Genomic DNA, 18,712 nt, shown 5'->3' on the forward strand with positions numbered 1-18,712 from the left:
GACTCTGCGCATGGTGCGAACGAAACGGTTTCGTACAGCAGCAGCCTAGGCCCGGGTCCGAACGAAACGCAATCGTTTCGATGAGGAGTGGGTGTGCTCTGCGCCACGAGTTGCCGCCCCCTGGGCGCGGCCGAAACATGGATGAGGTGAGTGATGGCGCGTATCTCCGGTTTCCGCACCTCCACGAGGGGCTGCTGTGCTTCGCGGCCGAGGACGATCTGTGGCTGGCGCCCGTCGCCGATGAGGGTGTCACCCCCGAGCGGGCCTGGCGGCTGACCGTCGACCGGACCCGGGTCGGCCATCCCCGCTTCTCCCCCGACGGGACGCAGATCGCCTTCACCACCTGGCGCAGCCTGGACCCGGAGATCCATCTCGCTCCGGTCGACGGCGGTCCCGCGCGCCGCCTCACCTACTGGGGCAGCACCGACACCCGGGTCTGCGGCTGGACGCCCCCGGAGGACGACGGCACCTCCTGGATCCTCGCGGTGGGATCGCACGGCCAGCCGTTCTCGTACTACTCCTGGGGCTACAAGGTGCCCACCGACGGCAGTCCGGGCGGACGGCTGCCCTGGGGCCCGCTCTCCGACATCGCGGTCGCCGATGTCGGCGGTGAGCACCGGACCCTGCTGCTCACCGGCAAGCCGCCGCACGAGCCCGCGGCCTGGAAGCGCTACCGGGGCGGCGCGACGGGCAGGATGTTCCTGCACGGTGAGCGGCTGCTGCCGGATCTGCGCGGACATCTGGACTGCCCGATGTTCGTCGGCGGCCGGATCGCCTTCCTCTCCGACCACGAGGGCACCGGAAATCTCTACTCCTGCCTGCCCGACGGCTCCGGGCTGCGGCGGCACACCGACCATGACGAGTTCTACGCCCGGCACGCGGCGACCGACGGCACCCGGGTCGTCTACCAGTGCGCGGGCGAGCTGTGGCTCGCCGAGGACTTCTCGGCCTCCGGCGTGCCGCGGAAGCTTCAGGTCCGGCTCGGCGGTCCGCGCGCCGGGCGGCGCCGGTACCAGATCCCGGCCGCCGCACATGTCGACTCGCTCTCCGTCGACGACACCGGGCGCGCGAGCGCGGTGTGCGTACGCGGCAGCCTCTACTGGCTGACCCACCGCGACGGCCCGGCTCGTACGATCACCGACACCCCGGGCGTACGGATCCGGCTCCCGGTGATGCTCGGCGCCCGAGGTCAGGTCGCCTACGTGACGGACGCGGAGGGCGAGGACGCGGTGGAGCTCGCCGATCTGCCGCGGGCCGGCGGGACGCGCGAGCCGCGGCGGATCGCGGCCGGGCGGATAGGCCGGGTCCACGAGTTGGTCGCCTCGTCGGACGGCGAGCGGCTGGCCGTCGCCGCGCACGACGGGCGGCTGCTGCTGCTGACCGTGCCGGGCGACGACACCGTGCAGCCCGAGACCACCGGCAGCGCATCCGGCACCGACACCGGCGCCGCCACCGTGCCCGGCGAGGCTCGGGAGGAGAGCGGCGGTGGGGGCGGTGGCGGCGGTGACGGCGGTGACGGCAAGGACAGCGGGGGCGGCGGGAACGATGGCGACGGTGCGGGCCGCGCGGAGGTCACCGAGCTGGTCCGGTCGGACAACGGGCCGGTCGGAGACCTCGCCTTCTCCCCCGACTCGGAGTGGATCACCTGGTCCCACCCGGGCATCGGCCGCACACTGCGCCGGATCAGGATGGCGCGGCTCGCGGACCGCACGATCATCGACGTGACGGCCGGCCGCTTCGAGGACGAGCAGCCGGTGTTCACCCGTGACGGCCGCTATCTCGCCTTCCTCTCCTGGCGCGGCTTCGACCCCGTCTACGACGTGCACACCGGCGATCTGTCCTTCCCGCTGGGCTGCCGCCCGTATCTGGTACCGCTGTCCTCGGCCACCCCGTCGCCCTTCGCCCTGTCGGCGGAGGGCCGCCCCGCCGCCGGGGGGCTCGACCCGGAGAGCATCCCCCTGCCCTCCGGCACCGGCGCGGGAGGCGGCGAAGGGCATGTGACGGTGGAGGTCGAGGGCCTGCCCAGCCGTGTGACGCCCTTCCCCGTCGCCGCCTCCAAGTACTCGTCACTCCAGCCGGTCAGCGGCGGCGGCCTGGTGTGGCTGCGCTGGCCGATCTCGGGTGCGCTCGGCGAGACGTTCGCCAATCCCGCGGACACGACGGGGCAGCCGACGCTGGAGCACTTCGACGTGGCGAAGGCCAGGCGCACCGAACTGGTCAGCCATCTCGACCGGTTCGCGGTCAGCGGCGACGGCACGCGGCTGGTCGTCAACGACGAGGGCGATCTGACGGCGGTCCCTGCGACCGAGACCGGCGACACCGACTCGACGGTCCATCTCGACCTGCGGCGCATCCTGCACGAGGTGGACCCGGGGGCGGAGTGGCGGCAGGCGTACGCCGAGGCGGGGCGGATCGTGCGGACGTACTACTGGGATCCGAGGATGTGCGGGGTCGACTGGGACGCGGTGCTGGAACAGTACCGGCCGCTGGTCGAACGGGTCGCCTCCCCCGACGAGTTCGCCGATCTGCTGCGCGAGGTGCTGGGCGAGCTGGGCACCTCGCACGCGTACGTCGTACCCTCCCGGCGCAACGAGGGCCCGGCGCACTACCAGCGGCCGATCGGTCTGCTGGGCGTCAACTTCGTGCACACCAGGGACGGCCGGTGGGCCGTGGCCCGCATTCTGCCCGGCGAGTCCTCCGACTCCCGGGCGCGCTCGCCGCTCGCGGGAGCGGGCATCCGGGAGGGCGCGGTCCTCACCCATGTCGACGGGCGGCCGGTGGACCCGGTGACCGGGCCGTATCCGCTGCTGGCGGGGGCCGGCGGCACCACAGTGGAACTGGCCTTCACCCAGCCCCCCGCCGCCGGGCCCCCTTCCGGCGAAGACCCCGCAGCCCCTTCGGACACCGAGGGGGAAGGACACGCCCGCCGGATCGCGATCGTGCCGTTGATCGACGAACGGCCACTGCGCTACCAGGACTGGGTGGCCAAGCGCCGGGAGGTCGTACGGGAGTGCAGCGGCGGCAGATGCGGTTATCTGCACATCCCCGACATGGGCGGCTCGGGCTGGGCCCAGTTCAACCGCGATCTGCGGATGGAGATGGCCCGGGAGGCGCTGATCGTGGACGTACGCGGAAACGCGGGCGGCAACATCAGTGAGTTGGTCGTCGAGAAGCTCACCCGGACCATCCTCGGCTGGGACCTGACGCGGGACGCCCAACCGGTGTCGTACGCCTCCAACGCGCCGCGCGGCCCGATCGTCGCGCTCGCGGACGAAATGACCTCCTCCGACGGCGACATGATCACGGCGGCTTTCAAACTGCTCGGCCTGGGCCCTGTGGTGGGGCTGCGGACGTGGGGCGGGGTGGTGGGGATGACGGGGCGGCACCGGCTCGGCGACGGCACGGTCATCACCGTACCGATGAACGCCGCCTGGTTCGAGGGCTACGGGTGGGGGGTGGAGAACCACGGCGTCGCACCGGACATCGAGGTGGACCGTACGCCGCTCGACTGGGCGGAGGGCCGCCACAAGCAGCTCGACGACGCGGTGGACGCCGCGCTGGAGCTGCTGAAGCGGCACCCCGCCACGAGCCCGCCCGACTATTCGGACGTGCCGGACCTGCGCCGCCCCGAACTGCCGCCGCGCGGCGGCAGTTGAGCGGACCAATGCCGCGGCGGCATGTGAGTGGGCTCCTGCCGTTGCGGCAGTTGAGCGGAGCTACTGCTCCGCCCGGGACTTCTCGTCCGCCGCTCCCCCGGCACCCACCAGCCCGGTGCGCGCCTCCCGGCCGGCCGCCAGCCGCGGTTCGAAGTGCCGCATCTCGCGCTGCCCGATCGTCCCGATGAGCCCCGGCAGACAGCCGCGGACCGCCTGCATGCCCCGCAGCCACCACTGCGCGTACACATGCGAGGAGCGCCGCTCGATGCCCGTGACGATCCGGTCGACGGCCGGGCCCAGCGGGTAGGTGCGGTTGGACGGCCAGGGAAGCCGCTGCCGCAGCTCGCGCATCACCTCGTCCTCGTCGGCGCCGCGCACCATGTCGGTGTCGGTCCAGCTCAGGTACCCCACGCCGACCTTCACGCCCTTGTGCCCGACCTCGGCGCGCAAACAGTGGGCGTACGCCTCGACGCCCGACTTTGACGCGCAGTAGGCGGTCATCAGCGGTGCGGGGGTGATCGCGGCGAGCGAGGCGATCTGCAGCAGGTAGCCGCGGCTCTCCAGCAGAACGGGCAGGAAGGCACGGGCGGTGGTGGCGCTGCCCAGCAGGTTGACCTCGACGACCCGGTTCCAGGTGCGGGCGTCGGAATCGGCGAACGGACCGCCCTGCGCCACACCCGCGTTGGCGACGACGATGTCGACCTTGCCGAAGCGCTCGTGGACCTCCCGCGCCACCCGCTCCATGGTCTCGACGTCGGTGACGTCCGCGGGCCAGTGGGCGGAATCGGTGGGCAGCCGGTCCGAGACCTGCTTCAGCTCCTCCGGCTCCAGACCGATCAGCGCGATCCTCGCTCCGCGGGCGGCGAGTTTGCGGGCGAGCAGCTCGCCGACGCCGCGTGCCGCGCCGGTCACCACCGCGACCTGGCCCTCCAAACTCCTGCGTGCGCTCACGGCGTCTCCTCCTTGATCTTCCCGGTCTTCGCGGACTGTTCTGCGGGGGCGGGCGCGGGGGTGGCCGTGAGGTGGTCCCGTACGAGCCGGCTGATCGCGCCGCTGACCGCTTCCGGCGCCTCCACGGGCGTCATATGGCCCAGCCCGGGAAGTTCCGTCAGGCCGGCGCAGTTCGGCAGGGCGGCGGCCAGCCGCTGAGCGTGCACGGCCGGGGTGAGCCGGTCGGCCGTGCCCACGATCACCGCCGTCGGCACGGTCAAATGCTCGATGTTCCGCTCCACATCGAGCTCGGCGAGGACATGCGCCCAGTCGGCGCGTACGGCGCGCGGGCAAGCGTGCACGATACGGGCGCACGCCTCCACCACGTCCGGCGACGAACCGGGGCCCATCGTCGCGTACTTGAGGATCCGCTTCGCGAGGGGCGTGACCGGGCCGAGGGGGGCGCGCGAGCCGAGGATGGCGCGGTGCACCCGCCCACGCAGGCGCTCCGAGCGCAGTGGTACGACCATGGCGTCGGCCAGCAGCCTCGAACTGCCGGTGCTGCACAGCAGTACGGCTGCTGTGCGCTCCCGGAGGGCGTCCCGGTCTGCGGCGGCCATGAGGGCCATACCTCCCATGGAATGCCCGGCGAGCACGGCCCGCTCGCCGGGCGCGAGTGCGGCGACGAGTACCGCCTCCACGTCGTCGGCGAGCGCGGGCGTGCTGTAGCCGCCGGGGCCCGGGGCCGGGCTGCGGCCGTGGCCCCGCTGGTCGTAGACGATCACCTTGTGGTCGGCGGCCAGCGCGCGGACGACCGGGGCCCAGAAGGCGATCGAGCAGGTCCAGCCGTGCACCAGGACGACGGCCGGCGCGCTGTCGGCACCGTGGACCTCGATGTGCAGCCGGGAGCCGTCGGCGGAGGTGGCGGTCAGCTCGCGGGCCGGCGCCGGCGGCGCGATCACGGCCGCGGTGCGCTTGAGGAGGCGGCTCATCGGGCTCCCTCCGCAGCATCGGCGGGTTCCACGGCGGCCGGGCCGGACGCCGTACCCGATGCCGTATCGGCGGTCGGACCCGCCGCAGTACCCGATGTCGGGCCGGCTGCCGTACGCGTTGTCGGACCGACTGCCGTACCCGATGTCGGACCGGCTGCCGTACGCGTTGTCGGGGCGGCCGCCGTGACCGCCGCGAGGTGGCTGTCGACCGACGTCTCTGTGACCCGCTCCTCGCCCGTCCCGCTGGGAGCGGCCACAGCGGACCCGCTGCCCCGCCGCGCCCGCAGCACCGCGTACTCCGCGAGGTCCACCCGCCGCGTCACCCTGCGGAATTCGCCCGTCGTCCCGGGCCAGACCGTCGTATTGCGGCCGTTCGCGTCCAGATACCAGCTGTCGCAGCCGCCGGTGTTCCAGACCGTGCGCCGCATCCGTTCCTGGATCCCCCGGTTCCAGGCGTGCACGGCCGATGGCCGGGCGTCGAGGGCGACCTTTCCGCCCAGGGTGTCGAGCTGCTTCATGAAGTCGACCATGTAGTTCAACTGAGCCTCGATCATGAGAATCATCGAGCTGTTCCCGAGCCCGGTGTTGGGCCCGATGATGGTGAGGAAGTTGGGGAAGCCTGCCGCGCTCGTACCGCGCAGTGCCTCCATCCCGTCCTTCCACTCCTCCGCCAGCGTGGTGCCCTCCGAGCCGGTGACCCGCTCCGTGATCGGCATGTCGGTGACGCGGAAGCCGGTGCCGAAGACGATCGCGTCGGCCTCGGTCTCGGTGCCGTCCGCGGCCACGAGTGTCGAGCCGCGGACCTCCGTCAGCCCGGAGGGAACGAGATCGACATTCGGCCTGGCGAGCGCGGGGTAGTAGTCGCTGGACAGCAGAATGCGCTTGCAGCCGATGCGGTAGTCCGGGGTGAGCCTGGCCCGCAACTCCGGGTCCTTGATCGCCTTCTTCATATGGGAGGCGGCGAGGGCCTCGATCAGCCCCAGCTCCTTCGGCCGCTTGGTGAAGGCGCTGACCTGGAGTTCGCGGATGCCCCACAGCAGTCCGCGGCGCAGCGCACGGGTCACGGGCAGCCTGGTGTGCAGCACTCGCTCGACGCCGGTGATCCTCCGGTCCATGCGTGGCATCACCCAGGGCGCGGTGCGCTGGAACAGCGTCAGCCTCTCCACCGCGGGCTGGATGAAGGGCACGATCTGGATCGCGGAGGCGCCGGTGCCGATCATCGCGATCCGCTTGCCGCTCAGGTCGTAGTCGTGGTCCCAGCGGGAGGAGTGGAAAACCTTGCCGGGGAAGGAGTCCAGGCCCGGGATGGCGGGGATCTTGGGGTCGGAGAGCGGGCCGGTGGCGGAGACGACCACATCGGCGGTGAGCGTCCCGGCCGCGGTGGTGATCTCCCAGTGCAGCTCGTCGGAGTCCCAGCGCAGGCCGCGGACCTCGGAGTTGAATCGGATGTGCGGACGCAGCCCGAAGGTGTCGGCGACCCGCTCCAAGTACGCGCGAATGTGCGGCTGTCCGGAGAAGTTCCGCGGCCACTCGGGGTTGGGCGCGAACGAGAACGAGTAGAGGTGGGACGGCACATCGCACGCGCAGCCGGGATAGGTGTTGTCCCGCCAGGTGCCGCCGACCGCCCCGGCCCGTTCCAGGACGGCGAAGTCGGTGATGCCCGCCCGGCGCAGCCGGACCGCGGCCCCCAGGCCGCCGAAACCGGATCCGATCACCGCCACCCGTACGTGCTCGTGCCCCTCTTCGCGTCCCTGCTCGGCCATGCCGCCGCCTCCCAGCGCTCCAGAAGAATTGCGCCAGCAATCACTGGCATGGTCGGGAGAGTAGAGCAGGGACGTACCCATGGGTAGGGGTTGCGCGGAGGGAAGTTGGCGCAGGTTGGCCGCGGTCGGCCCGGCCGGGGGAGGACATAGTCTTCTGTTGTGGCCGAGACAGAGGAAGCGAGAAGCCCGCGGGGCGAGCCGTCGCACCGGCCTTCGGGGAAGGCACGCGAGCAGCACCGCGCGGCGGACCCGTCCGGCTACCCGGGCGCCCAGCCGCCGAACACCGGGCCGGTCACCGGGCCGATCACTGAGCCGGACGACGCCCGGCCGAGCCCCGAGGCGGACGCCCCGCCGGTCACCGAGGCGGGGGCCGAGCCGGTCATCGAGCCGGGCGCCGAGCCGGACGCCGGGACCGGCGCCGGGACGGACGAATACCGTACGGCGGAGCTGGCCGAGAAGGCGGGCATCACCGTCCGCACCCTGCGGTTCTACCGCGAGCGCAAACTGCTTCCCGCCCCGCGCCGCGAGGGCCGTATCGCCTGGTACAACGATCATCACCTGGCCCGGCTCCGTACGATCGGCGCCCTGCTCGAGCGCGGTCACACCCTCGGTGGCATCGCCGAGCTGATCACCGCGTTCGAGAGTGGCCGCGACGTCGGCGAGCTCCTCGGCCTGGAGAACGCCATCTCCGTCCCCTGGTCCGAGGAGACCCCGGTCCGCCTCACCCCCGAGGAACTCGCCGATCACTTCCAGGGCCAGGTGACCGTCGAGAATCTGGCCGCCTCGATCGACCTCGGCTATGTGGCGCTCGACGGCGACGAGGTGGTGCACGTCAGCCGTCGCCTGCTGGATGCCTCCAGCGCGCTGGTCGGCAAGGGCGTGCCCCTGTCCGTCGTCCTCGCCGCGGCCCGCGAGGTCCGCGCCCACGCTGACGCCCTCGCCGGGCTCTTCACCACCCTCATCCGCACCCATGTGCTGGCCGATGTCCTGGACCGCGCGGCCGCCGGAGAGCCGCTCGGCGCTGCCGAGGCAGCGGAGGTCGCCGAGACCGTCGAAAGCCTCCGCCCGCTCGCCAAGAGCGTCGTCGACGCGGAGCTGTCGATGGCGATGGACCGGCGGATACGCGCTGAGCTGGATGCCTGGCGCGAGGAGGTGTGCCAGGGCCAGGGCGGCCCCACCGACTGAGTCGTCCCGGGCGTCTCAGGGGCGCACGGCACTCCGTCCTCGCGGTTTCGTCCCCGGCTCCCCCCTGGCTCCCTCCCTCCGCTCCTCCCTCCGCTCCTCCCCCCGGCTCCCTCCCTCCGGCTCCGTCCTTCCGGCTGGGAGACGGGAACCGGACCGGCGGCGCTCGCTCGTAGCCACGCCGCGGAGTCCGGGCCGGCGTGGGGGCCGTCCCGCCGCGGTCCTCTTCCGGTGAGCGACAGCCGGCGAACAGGCGGAGCACACTGGAGACATGTGCCGCAGCATCAAGACTCTCCGTCCGCCCGCGATGCCCGAGGTCGATGACGACGACATCAGGGCAGCCGCGTTGCAGTACGTCCGCAAGGTCTCCGGGTTCCACCACCCGGCGGCCCACAACCGCACCGTCTTCGACCAGGCGGTGGACGCGGTGGCCGATGCCACCCGGCAGCTCCTGGGCGATCTGGAGGTCCGGGGTTCGGGATCACGACAACGGGTGGCGGCCGGAGAGCCGTAGCCCTGCCGTAGCCCTGCCGCAGAACTGCGGCAGGACCCGCCGACCCGCGTGACGCGGCTCGGCGAAGAGGCGCAGAGCGCGTGGCGAACCGTCTCGAACTAGCCGGTCAGCCCCGCAGCCGCGGAGGCTGCGCGACGCCGTGCGGCCCCGTCTCCAAGTCCTCCGCGAGCCGCTCCGCCCACCCGGCAAGGCCGTCCACGTCGATCCCGTACGGCGGGTTCTGCCGGAAGGGCGCAACGGCATCCGCCGCCCTGCGGAGCAGCGATACGGCGCCGCGCGCATTGCCACGTTCGGCGTGGGTCAGACCGACGGCGAGCTGGGCCAGGCCCTTCCACAGCGCCCGCTCGGGCCCGGCGCTGGACTTCCAGGCGTCCTCGAAGACCTCGTGCGCATGGAAGGGCTTGCCGGCGTCGAGCAGGCGCTGTGCCTCGTCGAGCGTCTCGCCGGGAGTCCGCTCCACACCTTCGGGCTGCCGCTCGACGCCCTCGGCTCCGTGGGGCAACGGCCGTCCGAGCCCGTCCCGCGGCCGCGCATTGCGGGCCCGCCCGGCCGGGTCACGGTCTCTCTCGAAAGGTTTCTGCGCACTCATGGCTCCATGGTGCACGTCGGCGCCCGGTCGGTGCCCGGCCGGAGCCCGATGAGAACCCGCCCGGTCAGTGTCCGGTCGCGTACGCCACCGTCACCGGGGCGTGGTCCGACCAGCGCAGGTCGTACGCGGCCGCCCGCTCCACGACCGCCTTCACCGCGCGCTCCGCGAGGCCTCGCGTCGCCAGGTGGTAGTCGATCCGCCAGCCGCTGTCGTTGTCGAACGCCTTTCCGCGGTAGGACCACCACGAGTACGGCCCGGCGACGTCCGGGTGCAACTGCCGCACCACGTCCGCGTAATCCGCCTCCTCCAGAACCCGGGTCAGCCACTCCCGCTCCTCCGGCAGGAAGCCCGACTTCTTGGTGTTCGCCTTCCAGTTCTTGAGGTCGGCCTCCCGGTGGGCGATGTTCCAGTCGCCGCACACCAGCACCTCGCGGCCGTCCGCCGCCGCCCGCTCCCGCAGCTCCTTCAGATAGGGCAGGAACTCGCCCATGAAGCGCTGCTTCTCCTCCTGCCGCTCCGTGCCGACCTCGCCCGAGGGGAGGTAGAGGCTCGCGACCGTGACGCCCGGGAGGTCGATCTCGGCGTACCGCCCGCTGCCGTCGAACTCCGCCGAGCCGAAGCCGGTCCGCATCCGCTCCGGCTCACGCCGCGAGTAGATCGACACCCCGGCCCTGCCCTTGGCCGCCGCTGGCGCGTGAAGGGTGTGCCAGCCGTCGGGCTGCCGCACCTCGTCCGGCAGTTGCCAGGGCTCGGCCCGTACCTCCTGGAGGCAGAGCACATCGGCGGAGGTCTCCGCCAGCCACTCCATGAAGCCCTTTCTGGCGGCGGCCCGGAGCCCGTTCACGTTCACGGTGGTCACATTGAGCATCCCGGCACGATACGGCAGGGCGGCGGGCGCCCCGGACACCCGGCCCACCGAGCTCGCCCATCTCCGACATCCGTACGATTGCGGTCATGCAGATCCGTGCCGTTCACTACGACCACCCCGACGCCGCCAAGCTCAACGCCGAGGTGCAGCTCGAGTACGCCGAGCGCTACGGCGACGGTGATCTGACCCCCATGGACCCGGCCCAGTTCGACCCGCCGCGCGGGCTCTACCTCGTCGTGTACGACGGCGGGCGGCCGGTGGCCTCCGGCGGCTGGCGGGCACAGGAGGAGAGCGAGGAGGGCTACTCCGACGGAGACGCCGAGCTCAAGCGCATGTACGTCGTGCGCGAGGCCCGGGGCCGCGGGCTCGCCCGTCGCATCCTCGCCGCCCTGGAGGACAGCGCCGAGCTGGCCGGCCGCCGACGCATGATCCTTGAGACCGGCATCAAGCAGCCCGAGGCCATCGCCCTCTACACCTCCAGCGGCTACCGGCCGACGCGGAAGTTCGGGCTGTACCGCTGCGAGAAGGACAGCCGCTGCTTCGCGAAGCCACTGCCCGGCTGGGAGCTACCCGGCTAGGTCCGGGCACTTCCCGGCAGGGACCCGACACACTCGACCACCGCGCCACCACACCGCCCGCCGTCGCCGGCAACGCGGACCACGCCCGCACAGACGCCGCGCCCCGGCCCCGCCCCCGTCAGCGCCCCGGCGGCCCGGCGGCCCGGATCGATCAGCCCCGCCCGACACCGACTCGGTCAGCGACGAGTCTTCACCTCGGTCAGCGACGGGGTTCCCACCGGCCAGAGCCGTGGGCCCCGGTATTCCTCCAGCAGCCGCAGCCAGATCTCGCTCATCGTCGGATAGGCCGGAACCGCATGCCACAGCCGGTCCATCGGCACCTCGCCCGCCACCGCCACCGTCGCCGAGTGCAGTAGCTCGCCCACGCCCGGGCCCACGAAGCTCACGCCGACCAGATGGCCGCGGTCCAGGTCGACAACCATCCGGGCCTGCCCGCGGTAGCCGTCCGCGTACAGCGAGGCGCCCGCCACCCGCCCGAGGTCGTAGTCGACGACCTGCACCCGGCGGCCCTCCCGCTCCGCCTCCGCCGCCGTGAGCCCGACCGCGGCGACCTCCGGTGTGCTGAACACCACCTGCGGCACCGCCGTGAGGTCGGCCGTCGCCACATGAGCGCCCCACGGGTCCGTCTCCAGCAGCGGCACCCCCTGCGCCCGCACGCCGATCACCGCGCCCGCGATCCGCGCCTGGTACTTGCCCTGGTGGGTGAGCAGCGCGCGGTGGTTCGCATCTCCCACCGCGTACAGCCAGCCGCCCCGCACCTCCGTGACCCGGCAGGTGTCGTCCACCTCCAGCCAGGAGCCGGGCTCCAGACCGACCGTCTCCAGCCCGAGATCGTCGGTGCGCGGCGCACGCCCGGTGGCGAAGAGCACCTCGTCGGTGACGACCTCCTCACCGCTGTCGAGGATCACCGTCACCGGCCCGCCCGCGCCCTCGCGCCGTACGGCGGTCACCGAAGCACGCATACGGAGGTCCACGCCGGATTCCTTCAGCCCCTCGGCGACCAGCTCGCCCGCGAACGGCTCCATCCGGGGCAGCAGCCCGTGCCCGCGCACGAGCATCGTGACCGCGGAACCGAGCGCCTGCCACGCCGTGGCCATCTCCACGCCGACGACGCCACCGCCGATGACGGCCAGCCGCCCCGGGACCTCGCGGGCGCTGGTGGCCTCGCGGCTGGTCCACGGACGGGCCTCCGCGACACCCGGCAGGTCCGGCACCACGGCCTTGCTGCCGGTGCACACGGCGACCGCGTGCCGCGCGGTCAGCAGCCGGCGGCCGCCCTGCGGCGTCTCCACGGTGACCCGCCGCGGGCCGTCGAGCCGACCGAGGCCCCGTACGAGTCCGACGCCGACGGAATCCATCCACCGGGCCTGGCCGTCGTCCTTCCAGTGCGAGGCGAACTCGTCACGGCGGGCGAGCACCGCGGCCGCGTCCAGGCCGCCGTTCACGGCCTGCCGCGCACCGGCGACGGCCTGTGCCTCGGCGAGCGCGGCGACCGGTCGCAGCAGCGCCTTGCTCGGCATGCACGCCCAGTACGAGCACTCGCCGCCGACCAGCTCGTTCTCCACGACCGCCACGGACAGCCCGGCGGCACCGACGCGCTCGGCGAGATTCTCACCGGTCGGTCCCGCGCCGAGCACGATGACGTCGTACTCGTCCGCCTGCGCGTACTCCTCGGATCCGTCGGGGCTCCCGCTCATATGCGCTCCGCCTCTCCGTTTCGGGGCATCTTCGGGGCGTCGCTGCCATCCTTCCGCCGCGCCACGAAGTCGGCCACATGAAACATCGGAATACGGACAGGCTCCTCCTCGTTCCCCCGAGCGGACACCCGCCGACGTCATCCGGAAGCAGGTAAGGACACATGAGTACGGTCGAGCTGACCAAGGAAAACTTCGACGAGGTCGTCTCAGCGAACGACTTCTTGCTGATCGACTTCTGGGCCACATGGTGCGGCCCGTGCAAGCAGTTCGCGCCGGTCTACGAAGAGGCCGCCAACCGTCACTCCGACCTGGTCTTCGGCAAGGTCGACACGGAGGCCCAGCCGGAGCTCGCGGCGGCCTTCGACATCCGGTCGATCCCGACCCTGATGATCGTGCGGGAGAACGTGGCCGTCTTCGCCCAGCCCGGCGCGCTGCCCGAGGCCGCGCTGGAGGACGTCATCGGCCAGGCACGGAACCTGGACATGGCTGAAGTGCACCAGTCGGTCGCCGAGCAGCAGGCGCAACAGGCGCAGCAGGAGCCGGCCGGTCAGGCGGGCCAGGGCGGGCGGCCCGAACACCCGGCCTGACCGAGGCCAAACGCCTCCGCCAGAGCCCCGGCCACAGGGCCGGGGCTCTCGTGTTGCGCGTACCGATCGGGGCCGGGAGGCCGGAGCCCCGACCTCTTCGGGGACTGGCCGCTCAGGGAGGCCGCAGAGTACGCGGAAGCATGGCCGGACGCGCGCGCACCGCCGCGTACGGCCGACGCGTACTGATCGACGTACGGGGCCCGTCGTACGGACCTGCTCGTCTCGCACAGAGGCTGCGGTACGGGGGCGGCGCGTACGGGGGCGGCGCGTACGGGGTACGGCACGTCATCAGGGCGGAGCGTACGAGGGCACGGCGCCCAGCGGGGGCCGGCGCGCGTACGGAGGCGGCTGTCAGCCCGCGCTCAGCGACACCTCGGTCGACTTGATCAGCGCCCGCACCTGGCTGCCCTCCGCGAGCCCCAGTTCCCGGACCGCCTCCAGCGTGACCGCGGCGGTGATCTCCTGCCCACCCGCGAGCCGCGCCCGGACCGCCGCCATGACCTCCCCCGGGGTGACGGCGGTGACGGTTGCGGGGATCTGGTTGCGGATGCTCAGGCCCATGAGGCTCACCGTAGCCCTGGGCATGAGCAATCCGCCGCGATCACGGCGGGCATTCCGGTGACTCACCGCCGCGCCCACGGCGACTCCTCGCGCGCCCGGGAGACCTCCGCGAGCACACCACCGACTCGGCCGCAAACGGCGGAAAGTCCAGCCTGTGCGCCCCTACCCGGAGCGCACAATGAAGGTACGGGCAAGGTACGGGCCGCGAGGGCCCGTGGGCGAAGGGCAAGCCCCCGGCGAGGGTGGCAGCGGGACCGACGGGGTGGCGGCGCCGACAGCAACACCCACGGGGTGGCAGCGCAGATGGGGACATGACCGTGCGCGATCGGGACGGCAGCCGCGCAGCCGGCGGGTTCCCCGGACAGATCCAGCCGCGTCTCGTCAGCCGTCACCTGTTCGCGGAGGCCGAGCCGGTACTTCACCGCGATGCGGGCACGCTCCAGGTCTGGCTGCTGCGCACCCCCGACCACACACCCGATCTGCGGTCCGGCCGCAGGATCCTCGACGAGGAAGAGCGCGAGCGGGCGGACGCCTTCGTGCGCGACGCCGACAGGGAGCGCTACCTCGCCTCCCACATCGTGCTGCGCCGGCTGCTCGGCGCGTACCTGAACCAGGGTCCCGCCCGGGTCGCGTTCCTGCGTGAGCCCTGTCCTTTGTGTTCCGGGCCGCACGGCCGTCCGGCGGTGGCCCACGGGGCGGCGCCGCCGGTGCACTTCTCCCTCGCCCACAGCGGCGACCTGGCGCTCCTCGCCTTCTACGGTTCTCCGGTCGGTATCGACGTCGAGGCGTTCCCCGACCGCGGCACGGTGGGGGACGTCGAGGCAGGTCTGCACCCCCGGGAGCGGGCCGAAATCGCCGCGCTGGCTTCTGGCGGCACGAACGTCACTGGAAGCTGAGCATGGCGCCGCTGTTCAGCGGTACCCCGTTCAAGAACACGATCTGGCGGCTGGCGGGGGTGCGCATCGGCCGCAGGGTCTTCGACGACGGCTGCGATATGCCGGAGAGGACCCTCGTCACCATCGGGGACGACTGCACGCTGAACATGGGCAGCATCATCCAGTGCCACTCGCTGGAGGAGGGCACGTTCAAGTCCGACCGCGTCACGCTCGGCAATGGCTGCACCCTCGACGCCGGCGCCTTCGTCCACTACGGCGTCACCATGGGCGACGGCGCGGTGCTCGGCCCCGACTCGTTCATGATGAAGGGCGAGGAGGTCGCGCCGGGGGCACGGTGGCGCGGAAACCCCGCGAGAACGGTCCGGGAGGGCCCGCCGGCCCGGTGACCGGACCGGTCGGAGCCACCGGACCCCGCCGCGAGAGAGCGCGACCAGCCGATGAAGCCACGCAGCCCGCGACCTGCCTGCGATGGATGCACCCCAGCGGATCGCTGGACCGACTTCCGGAGTATGCGAGCCCCGAATAACAAGATCCCGGCCAGACGATGATCGTCTGGCCGGGATCTCATAAACCCTCTGCGAGCGAACCCGCGAAGGCCTTGCATGTGGACCTGAGGGGATTTGAACCCCTGACCCCCTCGATGCGAACGAGGTGCGCTACCGGTCTGCGCCACAGGCCCTTGCAACGGATGAAACCTTAGCATCCCCGTCGGGGTGCTTGGAAATCCGTTCCAGCACCCTAGGAGCACCCCGGCAAGGCCCTGAACAGGACCAGTTGACGGCTCGGAGATCACTCGTTGGCCGCGCGCGGCCGGTCCTCGTCGGCGTACTGGTCGAAGAGCGGGGTACGGCCGCGGGCACGACGGCCCGGGGGGCGGCGGGTGGCCGGGGCCGGGTCGGGCTCGGGTTCGGCGGAGGCCGCCTCCGCGGTAGCCCCGGCAGTGCTCGAGCGGGCCGAGCTCCAGGCATCGGGGGCGTCGAGATCCACGCTGCCGGTGGCACGCGGCGCGACGGGGGCCGTGACGTACGTCGGCAGCGGCACCGGCACCGGGTCCCAGCTCGCCCCGGCCGCCCCGCCTCGCTCGCGCTGCTGATCGACCCACTCCGCATGGTCGGTCTGCTCGACCAGGGCACGCCGGTCCGCGGTGTGCGGGGAGGCGGGAGCAGGGCTCGCGGCGGTCGCGGGCGACGGGGCGGGGTCACCCGGGACAGCGTCGGCGGGCTCGTCCCCGGCACCGGTGTCCGGCCGGCGGGAGGCACGGGGCCGGTGTTCGCGCAGCCGCTGGGCCGCAGCCTCCGCGCGGCGCTGGTCCATGGTGAAGGTGAAGCGGCGGCGCTCCTGGGCCCGCAGATGCGCGATGTAGGCGCTGAGGAGTACGGCGGGGCCGGCCGGCGCCCACAGGAAGGCGAGGCCGCCGACCGCGGCGACGACCGACCCCAGGGTGAAGGCCAGGAACAGCGCCATGGTGGTGCGCCGACGGCGCGCGAGGACCTTCGAGCGCCGGGCGCGCTCCGCGGCGGACGGCGTGGGCCGGGCCGCCGAGCGGGGCGCCGGGCGCTCGTCACGCACCTCGGTGCGGGGTTCGGAACGGAGCTCGGAACGGGTCTCCGTACGGGGCTCGGGTACGGCAAAGGCCCGGACGTCGACCGCGTCGGTCACGGCATCCGGGTCGGTCGCGCCCCGCTCCGGTCCGGAGGAAGCGCCACTGTTGCCACTGTCGTCCCTGCCGCCCTCGTCGCCGAAGGCATCCCCGTCATCGGAGTTGCGCTCCTCCAGGCCCTTGGCGTAACGGCGCTCCATTGCCGCCCGTCCGGACAGCAGCCGGATGGCGGTGCTGAAGCGTTCCGTCGGACGAGCCTCATTGAGCTCGTCCTGCCTACGGAGCCACATCGGCACCAAGTAGGCGGCCCAGGCCCCGACAATGACTGCGTAGATGAGGCCGCTGCTGCTCACGCCTCACACGGTAGAGGGGTCTGCGTAAGGCCATCTGCCAATTGGCGCGGCGTGTCGCACGATCCGGGTGATATCTCGAACTTTTCTTGTGATTGTTGAGATCGGCAGACCGCAAAACCGGTCAACGCCCGTGCAATATCGAACACTTATTTTATTTATAGGCCGTGCCGGGCCGGATGCGGCGCCAGCGGTGCAGCATGCCCTCGGGGACTTCCTCCGCCGTCAGCGCGTAGATCAGGTGATCGCGCCAGGCGCCGTCGATATGGAGATAGCGCGGCCGCAGCCCCTCCTCGCGGAAGCCGAGCTTTTCCACGACCCGGCGGCTCGGTCCGTTCTCCGGCCGAATGCACACCTCGATCCGGTGCAGCCCGACCGTACGGAAACAATGGTCGACCGCGAGTGCCACGGCCGTCGGCATCACGCCGCGCCCCGCCACCGCCTCGTCCACCCAGTAGCCGATATGGCCGGAACACATCGATCCCCAGGCGATACCGGCCACCGTCAGCTGCCCGACGAGCTGCCCCTGGTAGTCGATGACGAACGGCAGCATCCGTCCGGCGTGCGCCTCGGCACGCAGATGGCGGACCATCTGCCGGAAGGTGGGGCGGTGGGCCACGGGGCCGCCGGGGGCCGGCGGGGGGATCGTCGCCTCCCAGGGGCGCAGCCAGTCACGGTTGCGCCGGTTGACCTCGCGCCAGGCGCGCTGGTCACGCAGCTTTATGGGACGGAGGGCGACATCGCCGTCCGTCAGCTCGACCGGCCAGGGAATGTTCAGCTCTGGCTCCCCGAGGGTCTGGGATGGTCGCCGCCTCGGAGCTGGTCGACGGCGTGGACGAGGAGGCGGTCCAGGACGGCGAGGCCGTCGCGTACACCGCCGGTGGAGCCCGGAAGGTTGACGATCAGGGTGGCCCCGGCGACTCCGGCGAGACCGCGGGAGAGGGCGGCTGTCGGAACCTTGGCCAGGCCCTCGGCGCGGATCGCCTCGGGGATGCCGGGGATCTCGTAGTCCAGCACCCGGCGGGCCATCTCGGGTGTGCGGTCGGTGGGCGAGATGCCGGTGCCCCCGGTGGTGAGCACGACGTCGTACGACGCGGCGACGGCCTCGCGCAGTACGGCCTCGACGGGCTCACCGTCGGGGATCACGCGCGGGCCGTCTGCCTCGAAGCCCATGGCGGTCAGTCCCTCGACCAGGAGCGGGCCGCCCTTGTCAGCGTAGATACCGGCTGAGGCGCGGCCCGAGACGGTGACGGCCAGGGCGCGGTACGGCTGGACCGAGGCGCCGCGCGGAGTGGCCGGGGCAGGGCTGTCGTCACCCGCAGGTCCGTGTCGCGGGGCGCCCGGCGGGGGCGCCGCGCGTTCCTGGCTCACGCGCCGTTCTCCTTCTCCGCGGATTCCGGTTCCGGGGTCTCGGCGGGGCCCGGCTTCCCGGAGGAGCGCAGCCAGTCACCGGAGGCGCCGCCGGACTTCTCCTCGACCCGTACGTCCGTGATGACCGCGGCCTTGTCGACGGCCTTCACCATGTCGATCACGGTGAGGGCGGCGACGGTGACGGCTGTCAGGGCCTCCATCTCGACACCGGTCCGGTCGGTGGTCTTCACCGTTGCGGTGATCTCCACGGCGTCGTCGGCCACCGACAGGTCGACCTTAACGCCGGAGACGGCGAGCGGGTGGCACAGCGGGATCAGGTCGGGGGTGCGCTTGGCGCCCATGATTCCGGCGATACGGGCGGTGGCCAGGGCATCGCCCTTGGGGACACCCTCACCCCGCAGCAGTTCGACCACGCGGGGCGAGACGAGCACCCTGCCGGTGGCGCGGGCGGTGCGCGCGGTGACGTCCTTCTCCGAGACGTCGACCATGCGGGCCGCACCCGCGTCGTCGAGATGCGTGAGGTGCTGCTGCGGGCTGCTCATCGTTCTCCTGGTCCGGTCCCTGTGGGCAGACACCGT

16 protein-coding genes, 1 tRNA gene and 2 pseudogenes are annotated in these 18,712 nt (G+C 72.3%); 7 read left to right on the forward strand and 12 right to left on the reverse strand.

Annotated elements, in window-relative coordinates:
- Positions 1 to 146: 146 nt before the first annotated feature.
- Positions 147 to 3,656: a S41 family peptidase gene (locus ABZW18_RS04960; RefSeq protein WP_356182200.1), complete on the forward strand. Its 3,510-nt coding sequence runs from the start codon at positions 147 to 149 to the stop codon at positions 3,654 to 3,656.
- Between the two features lie 60 nt (positions 3,657 to 3,716).
- Here ABZW18_RS04960 and ABZW18_RS04965 read toward each other — a convergent pair whose 3' ends face one another.
- Genes ABZW18_RS04965 through ABZW18_RS04975 form a run of 3 tightly spaced genes read right to left on the reverse strand, consistent with a single transcriptional unit; the run spans position 3,717 to position 7,341 of the window.
- Entirely contained in the window at positions 3,717 to 4,607 is an 891-nt protein-coding gene (locus tag ABZW18_RS04965) for an SDR family oxidoreductase (protein WP_356182203.1), read from the reverse strand.
- Entirely contained in the window at positions 4,604 to 5,578 is a 975-nt protein-coding gene (locus ABZW18_RS04970) for an alpha/beta hydrolase (protein ID WP_356182205.1), read from the reverse strand. The genes ABZW18_RS04965 and ABZW18_RS04970 overlap by 4 nt, the downstream gene beginning before the upstream one ends.
- Positions 5,575 to 7,341, reverse strand: coding sequence for an NAD(P)/FAD-dependent oxidoreductase (locus tag ABZW18_RS04975; RefSeq protein ID WP_356182208.1), 1,767 nt, complete (start codon positions 7,339 to 7,341; stop codon positions 5,575 to 5,577). Before ABZW18_RS04975 ends, ABZW18_RS04970 begins: the two co-directional genes overlap by 4 nt.
- 381 nt (positions 7,342 to 7,722) lie before the next feature.
- Here ABZW18_RS04975 and ABZW18_RS04980 point away from each other — a divergent pair, with 381 nt between their 5' ends.
- On the forward strand, positions 7,723 to 8,526 hold the full coding sequence (locus ABZW18_RS04980; protein ID WP_356182313.1) for a MerR family transcriptional regulator: 804 nt from the start codon (positions 7,723 to 7,725) through the stop codon (positions 8,524 to 8,526).
- A 268-nt stretch (positions 8,527 to 8,794) separates the two neighbouring features.
- Positions 8,795 to 9,037, forward strand: a complete 243-nt coding sequence (locus ABZW18_RS04985; protein WP_356182210.1) for a DUF2277 domain-containing protein — start codon at positions 8,795 to 8,797, stop codon at positions 9,035 to 9,037.
- Between the two features lie 106 nt (positions 9,038 to 9,143).
- Here ABZW18_RS04985 and ABZW18_RS04990 read toward each other — a convergent pair whose 3' ends face one another.
- A complete protein-coding gene (locus tag ABZW18_RS04990; protein ID WP_356182213.1) occupies positions 9,144 to 9,626 on the reverse strand; it encodes a DUF309 domain-containing protein in 483 nt (160 codons plus the stop codon).
- Between the two features lie 64 nt (positions 9,627 to 9,690).
- Positions 9,691 to 10,494: an exodeoxyribonuclease III gene (locus ABZW18_RS04995; RefSeq protein ID WP_356182216.1), complete on the reverse strand. Its 804-nt coding sequence runs from the start codon at positions 10,492 to 10,494 to the stop codon at positions 9,691 to 9,693.
- 86 nt (positions 10,495 to 10,580) lie between these two features.
- Here ABZW18_RS04995 and ABZW18_RS05000 point away from each other — a divergent pair, with 86 nt between their 5' ends.
- A complete protein-coding gene (locus ABZW18_RS05000) occupies positions 10,581 to 11,072 on the forward strand; it encodes a GNAT family N-acetyltransferase (protein WP_356182219.1) in 492 nt (163 codons plus the stop codon).
- Between the two features lie 176 nt (positions 11,073 to 11,248).
- Here the strand turns inward: ABZW18_RS05000 and ABZW18_RS05005 are convergent, their stop codons facing one another.
- Positions 11,249 to 12,769 (reverse strand): NAD(P)/FAD-dependent oxidoreductase, encoded by a 1,521-nt coding sequence (locus ABZW18_RS05005; RefSeq protein ID WP_356182222.1) that lies wholly within the window; start codon positions 12,767 to 12,769, stop codon positions 11,249 to 11,251.
- 161 nt (positions 12,770 to 12,930) lie between these two features.
- Between ABZW18_RS05005 and trxA the strand changes: the two genes are divergently transcribed.
- On the forward strand, positions 12,931 to 13,356 hold the full coding sequence (trxA, locus tag ABZW18_RS05010) for a thioredoxin (RefSeq protein WP_356182224.1): 426 nt from the start codon (positions 12,931 to 12,933) through the stop codon (positions 13,354 to 13,356).
- Positions 13,357 to 13,710: 354 nt separating this feature from the next.
- On the opposite strand, the pseudogene ABZW18_RS05015 reads toward trxA, so the two are convergent.
- A pseudogene (locus ABZW18_RS05015) lies at positions 13,711 to 13,917 on the reverse strand (TOBE domain-containing protein); the annotation flags it as partial.
- A 311-nt stretch (positions 13,918 to 14,228) separates the two neighbouring features.
- Between ABZW18_RS05015 and ABZW18_RS05020 the strand changes: the two are divergent.
- Positions 14,229 to 14,813: a hypothetical protein gene (locus tag ABZW18_RS05020; RefSeq protein WP_356182226.1), complete on the forward strand. Its 585-nt coding sequence runs from the start codon at positions 14,229 to 14,231 to the stop codon at positions 14,811 to 14,813.
- Positions 14,783 to 15,199 (forward strand): annotated as a pseudogene (locus ABZW18_RS05025) (DapH/DapD/GlmU-related protein); the annotation flags it as partial. The gene ABZW18_RS05020 and the pseudogene ABZW18_RS05025, both read left to right, overlap by 31 nt.
- Positions 15,200 to 15,418: 219 nt before the next feature.
- Here the strand turns inward: ABZW18_RS05025 and ABZW18_RS05030 are convergent.
- The 5 genes from ABZW18_RS05030 to moaC form a co-directional block, all read right to left on the reverse strand.
- Positions 15,419 to 15,492, reverse strand: a tRNA-Ala gene (locus tag ABZW18_RS05030).
- A 110-nt stretch (positions 15,493 to 15,602) separates the two neighbouring features.
- Positions 15,603 to 16,766, reverse strand: a complete 1,164-nt coding sequence (gene glpR, locus ABZW18_RS05035; protein WP_356182228.1) for a gephyrin-like molybdotransferase receptor GlpR — start codon at positions 16,764 to 16,766, stop codon at positions 15,603 to 15,605.
- A gap of 151 nt (positions 16,767 to 16,917) precedes the next feature.
- Positions 16,918 to 17,541 carry a GNAT family protein gene (locus ABZW18_RS05040; protein WP_356182316.1) on the reverse strand — a complete coding sequence of 208 codons (624 nt, stop codon included), beginning with the start codon at positions 17,539 to 17,541 and terminating at the stop codon, positions 16,918 to 16,920.
- Positions 17,538 to 18,020, reverse strand: coding sequence for a MogA/MoaB family molybdenum cofactor biosynthesis protein (locus tag ABZW18_RS05045; protein ID WP_356182318.1), 483 nt, complete (start codon positions 18,018 to 18,020; stop codon positions 17,538 to 17,540). Before ABZW18_RS05045 ends, ABZW18_RS05040 begins: the two co-directional genes overlap by 4 nt.
- Positions 18,021 to 18,130: 110 nt before the next feature.
- Complete coding sequence (moaC, locus tag ABZW18_RS05050) at positions 18,131 to 18,676, reverse strand: cyclic pyranopterin monophosphate synthase MoaC (protein WP_356182231.1); 546 nt, start codon at positions 18,674 to 18,676, stop codon at positions 18,131 to 18,133.
- Positions 18,677 to 18,712: the final 36 nt, after the last annotated feature.

This window comes from Streptomyces sp. NPDC004647 (genome assembly GCF_040609575.1).
Classification (GTDB): Bacteria; Actinomycetota; Actinomycetes; order Streptomycetales; family Streptomycetaceae; genus Streptomyces.

Coding starts and splice junctions, on each gene's coding strand:
- ABZW18_RS05000 (WP_356182219.1), top strand. CDS start 10,581: ATGCAGATCCGTGCCGTTCACTACGACCACCCCGACGCCGCCAAGCTC.
- ABZW18_RS05020 (WP_356182226.1), top strand. CDS start 14,229: ATGACCGTGCGCGATCGGGACGGCAGCCGCGCAGCCGGCGGGTTCCCC.
- ABZW18_RS04990 (WP_356182213.1), bottom strand. CDS start 9,626: ATGAGTGCGCAGAAACCTTTCGAGAGAGACCGTGACCCGGCCGGGCGG.
- ABZW18_RS04975 (WP_356182208.1), bottom strand. CDS start 7,341: ATGGCCGAGCAGGGACGCGAAGAGGGGCACGAGCACGTACGGGTGGCG.
- ABZW18_RS04970 (WP_356182205.1), bottom strand. CDS start 5,578: ATGAGCCGCCTCCTCAAGCGCACCGCGGCCGTGATCGCGCCGCCGGCG.
- moaC (WP_356182231.1), bottom strand. CDS start 18,676: ATGAGCAGCCCGCAGCAGCACCTCACGCATCTCGACGACGCGGGTGCG.
- ABZW18_RS05005 (WP_356182222.1), bottom strand. CDS start 12,769: ATGAGCGGGAGCCCCGACGGATCCGAGGAGTACGCGCAGGCGGACGAG.
- ABZW18_RS04995 (WP_356182216.1), bottom strand. CDS start 10,494: ATGCTCAATGTGACCACCGTGAACGTGAACGGGCTCCGGGCCGCCGCC.
- trxA (WP_356182224.1), top strand. CDS start 12,931: ATGAGTACGGTCGAGCTGACCAAGGAAAACTTCGACGAGGTCGTCTCA.
- ABZW18_RS04985 (WP_356182210.1), top strand. CDS start 8,795: ATGTGCCGCAGCATCAAGACTCTCCGTCCGCCCGCGATGCCCGAGGTC.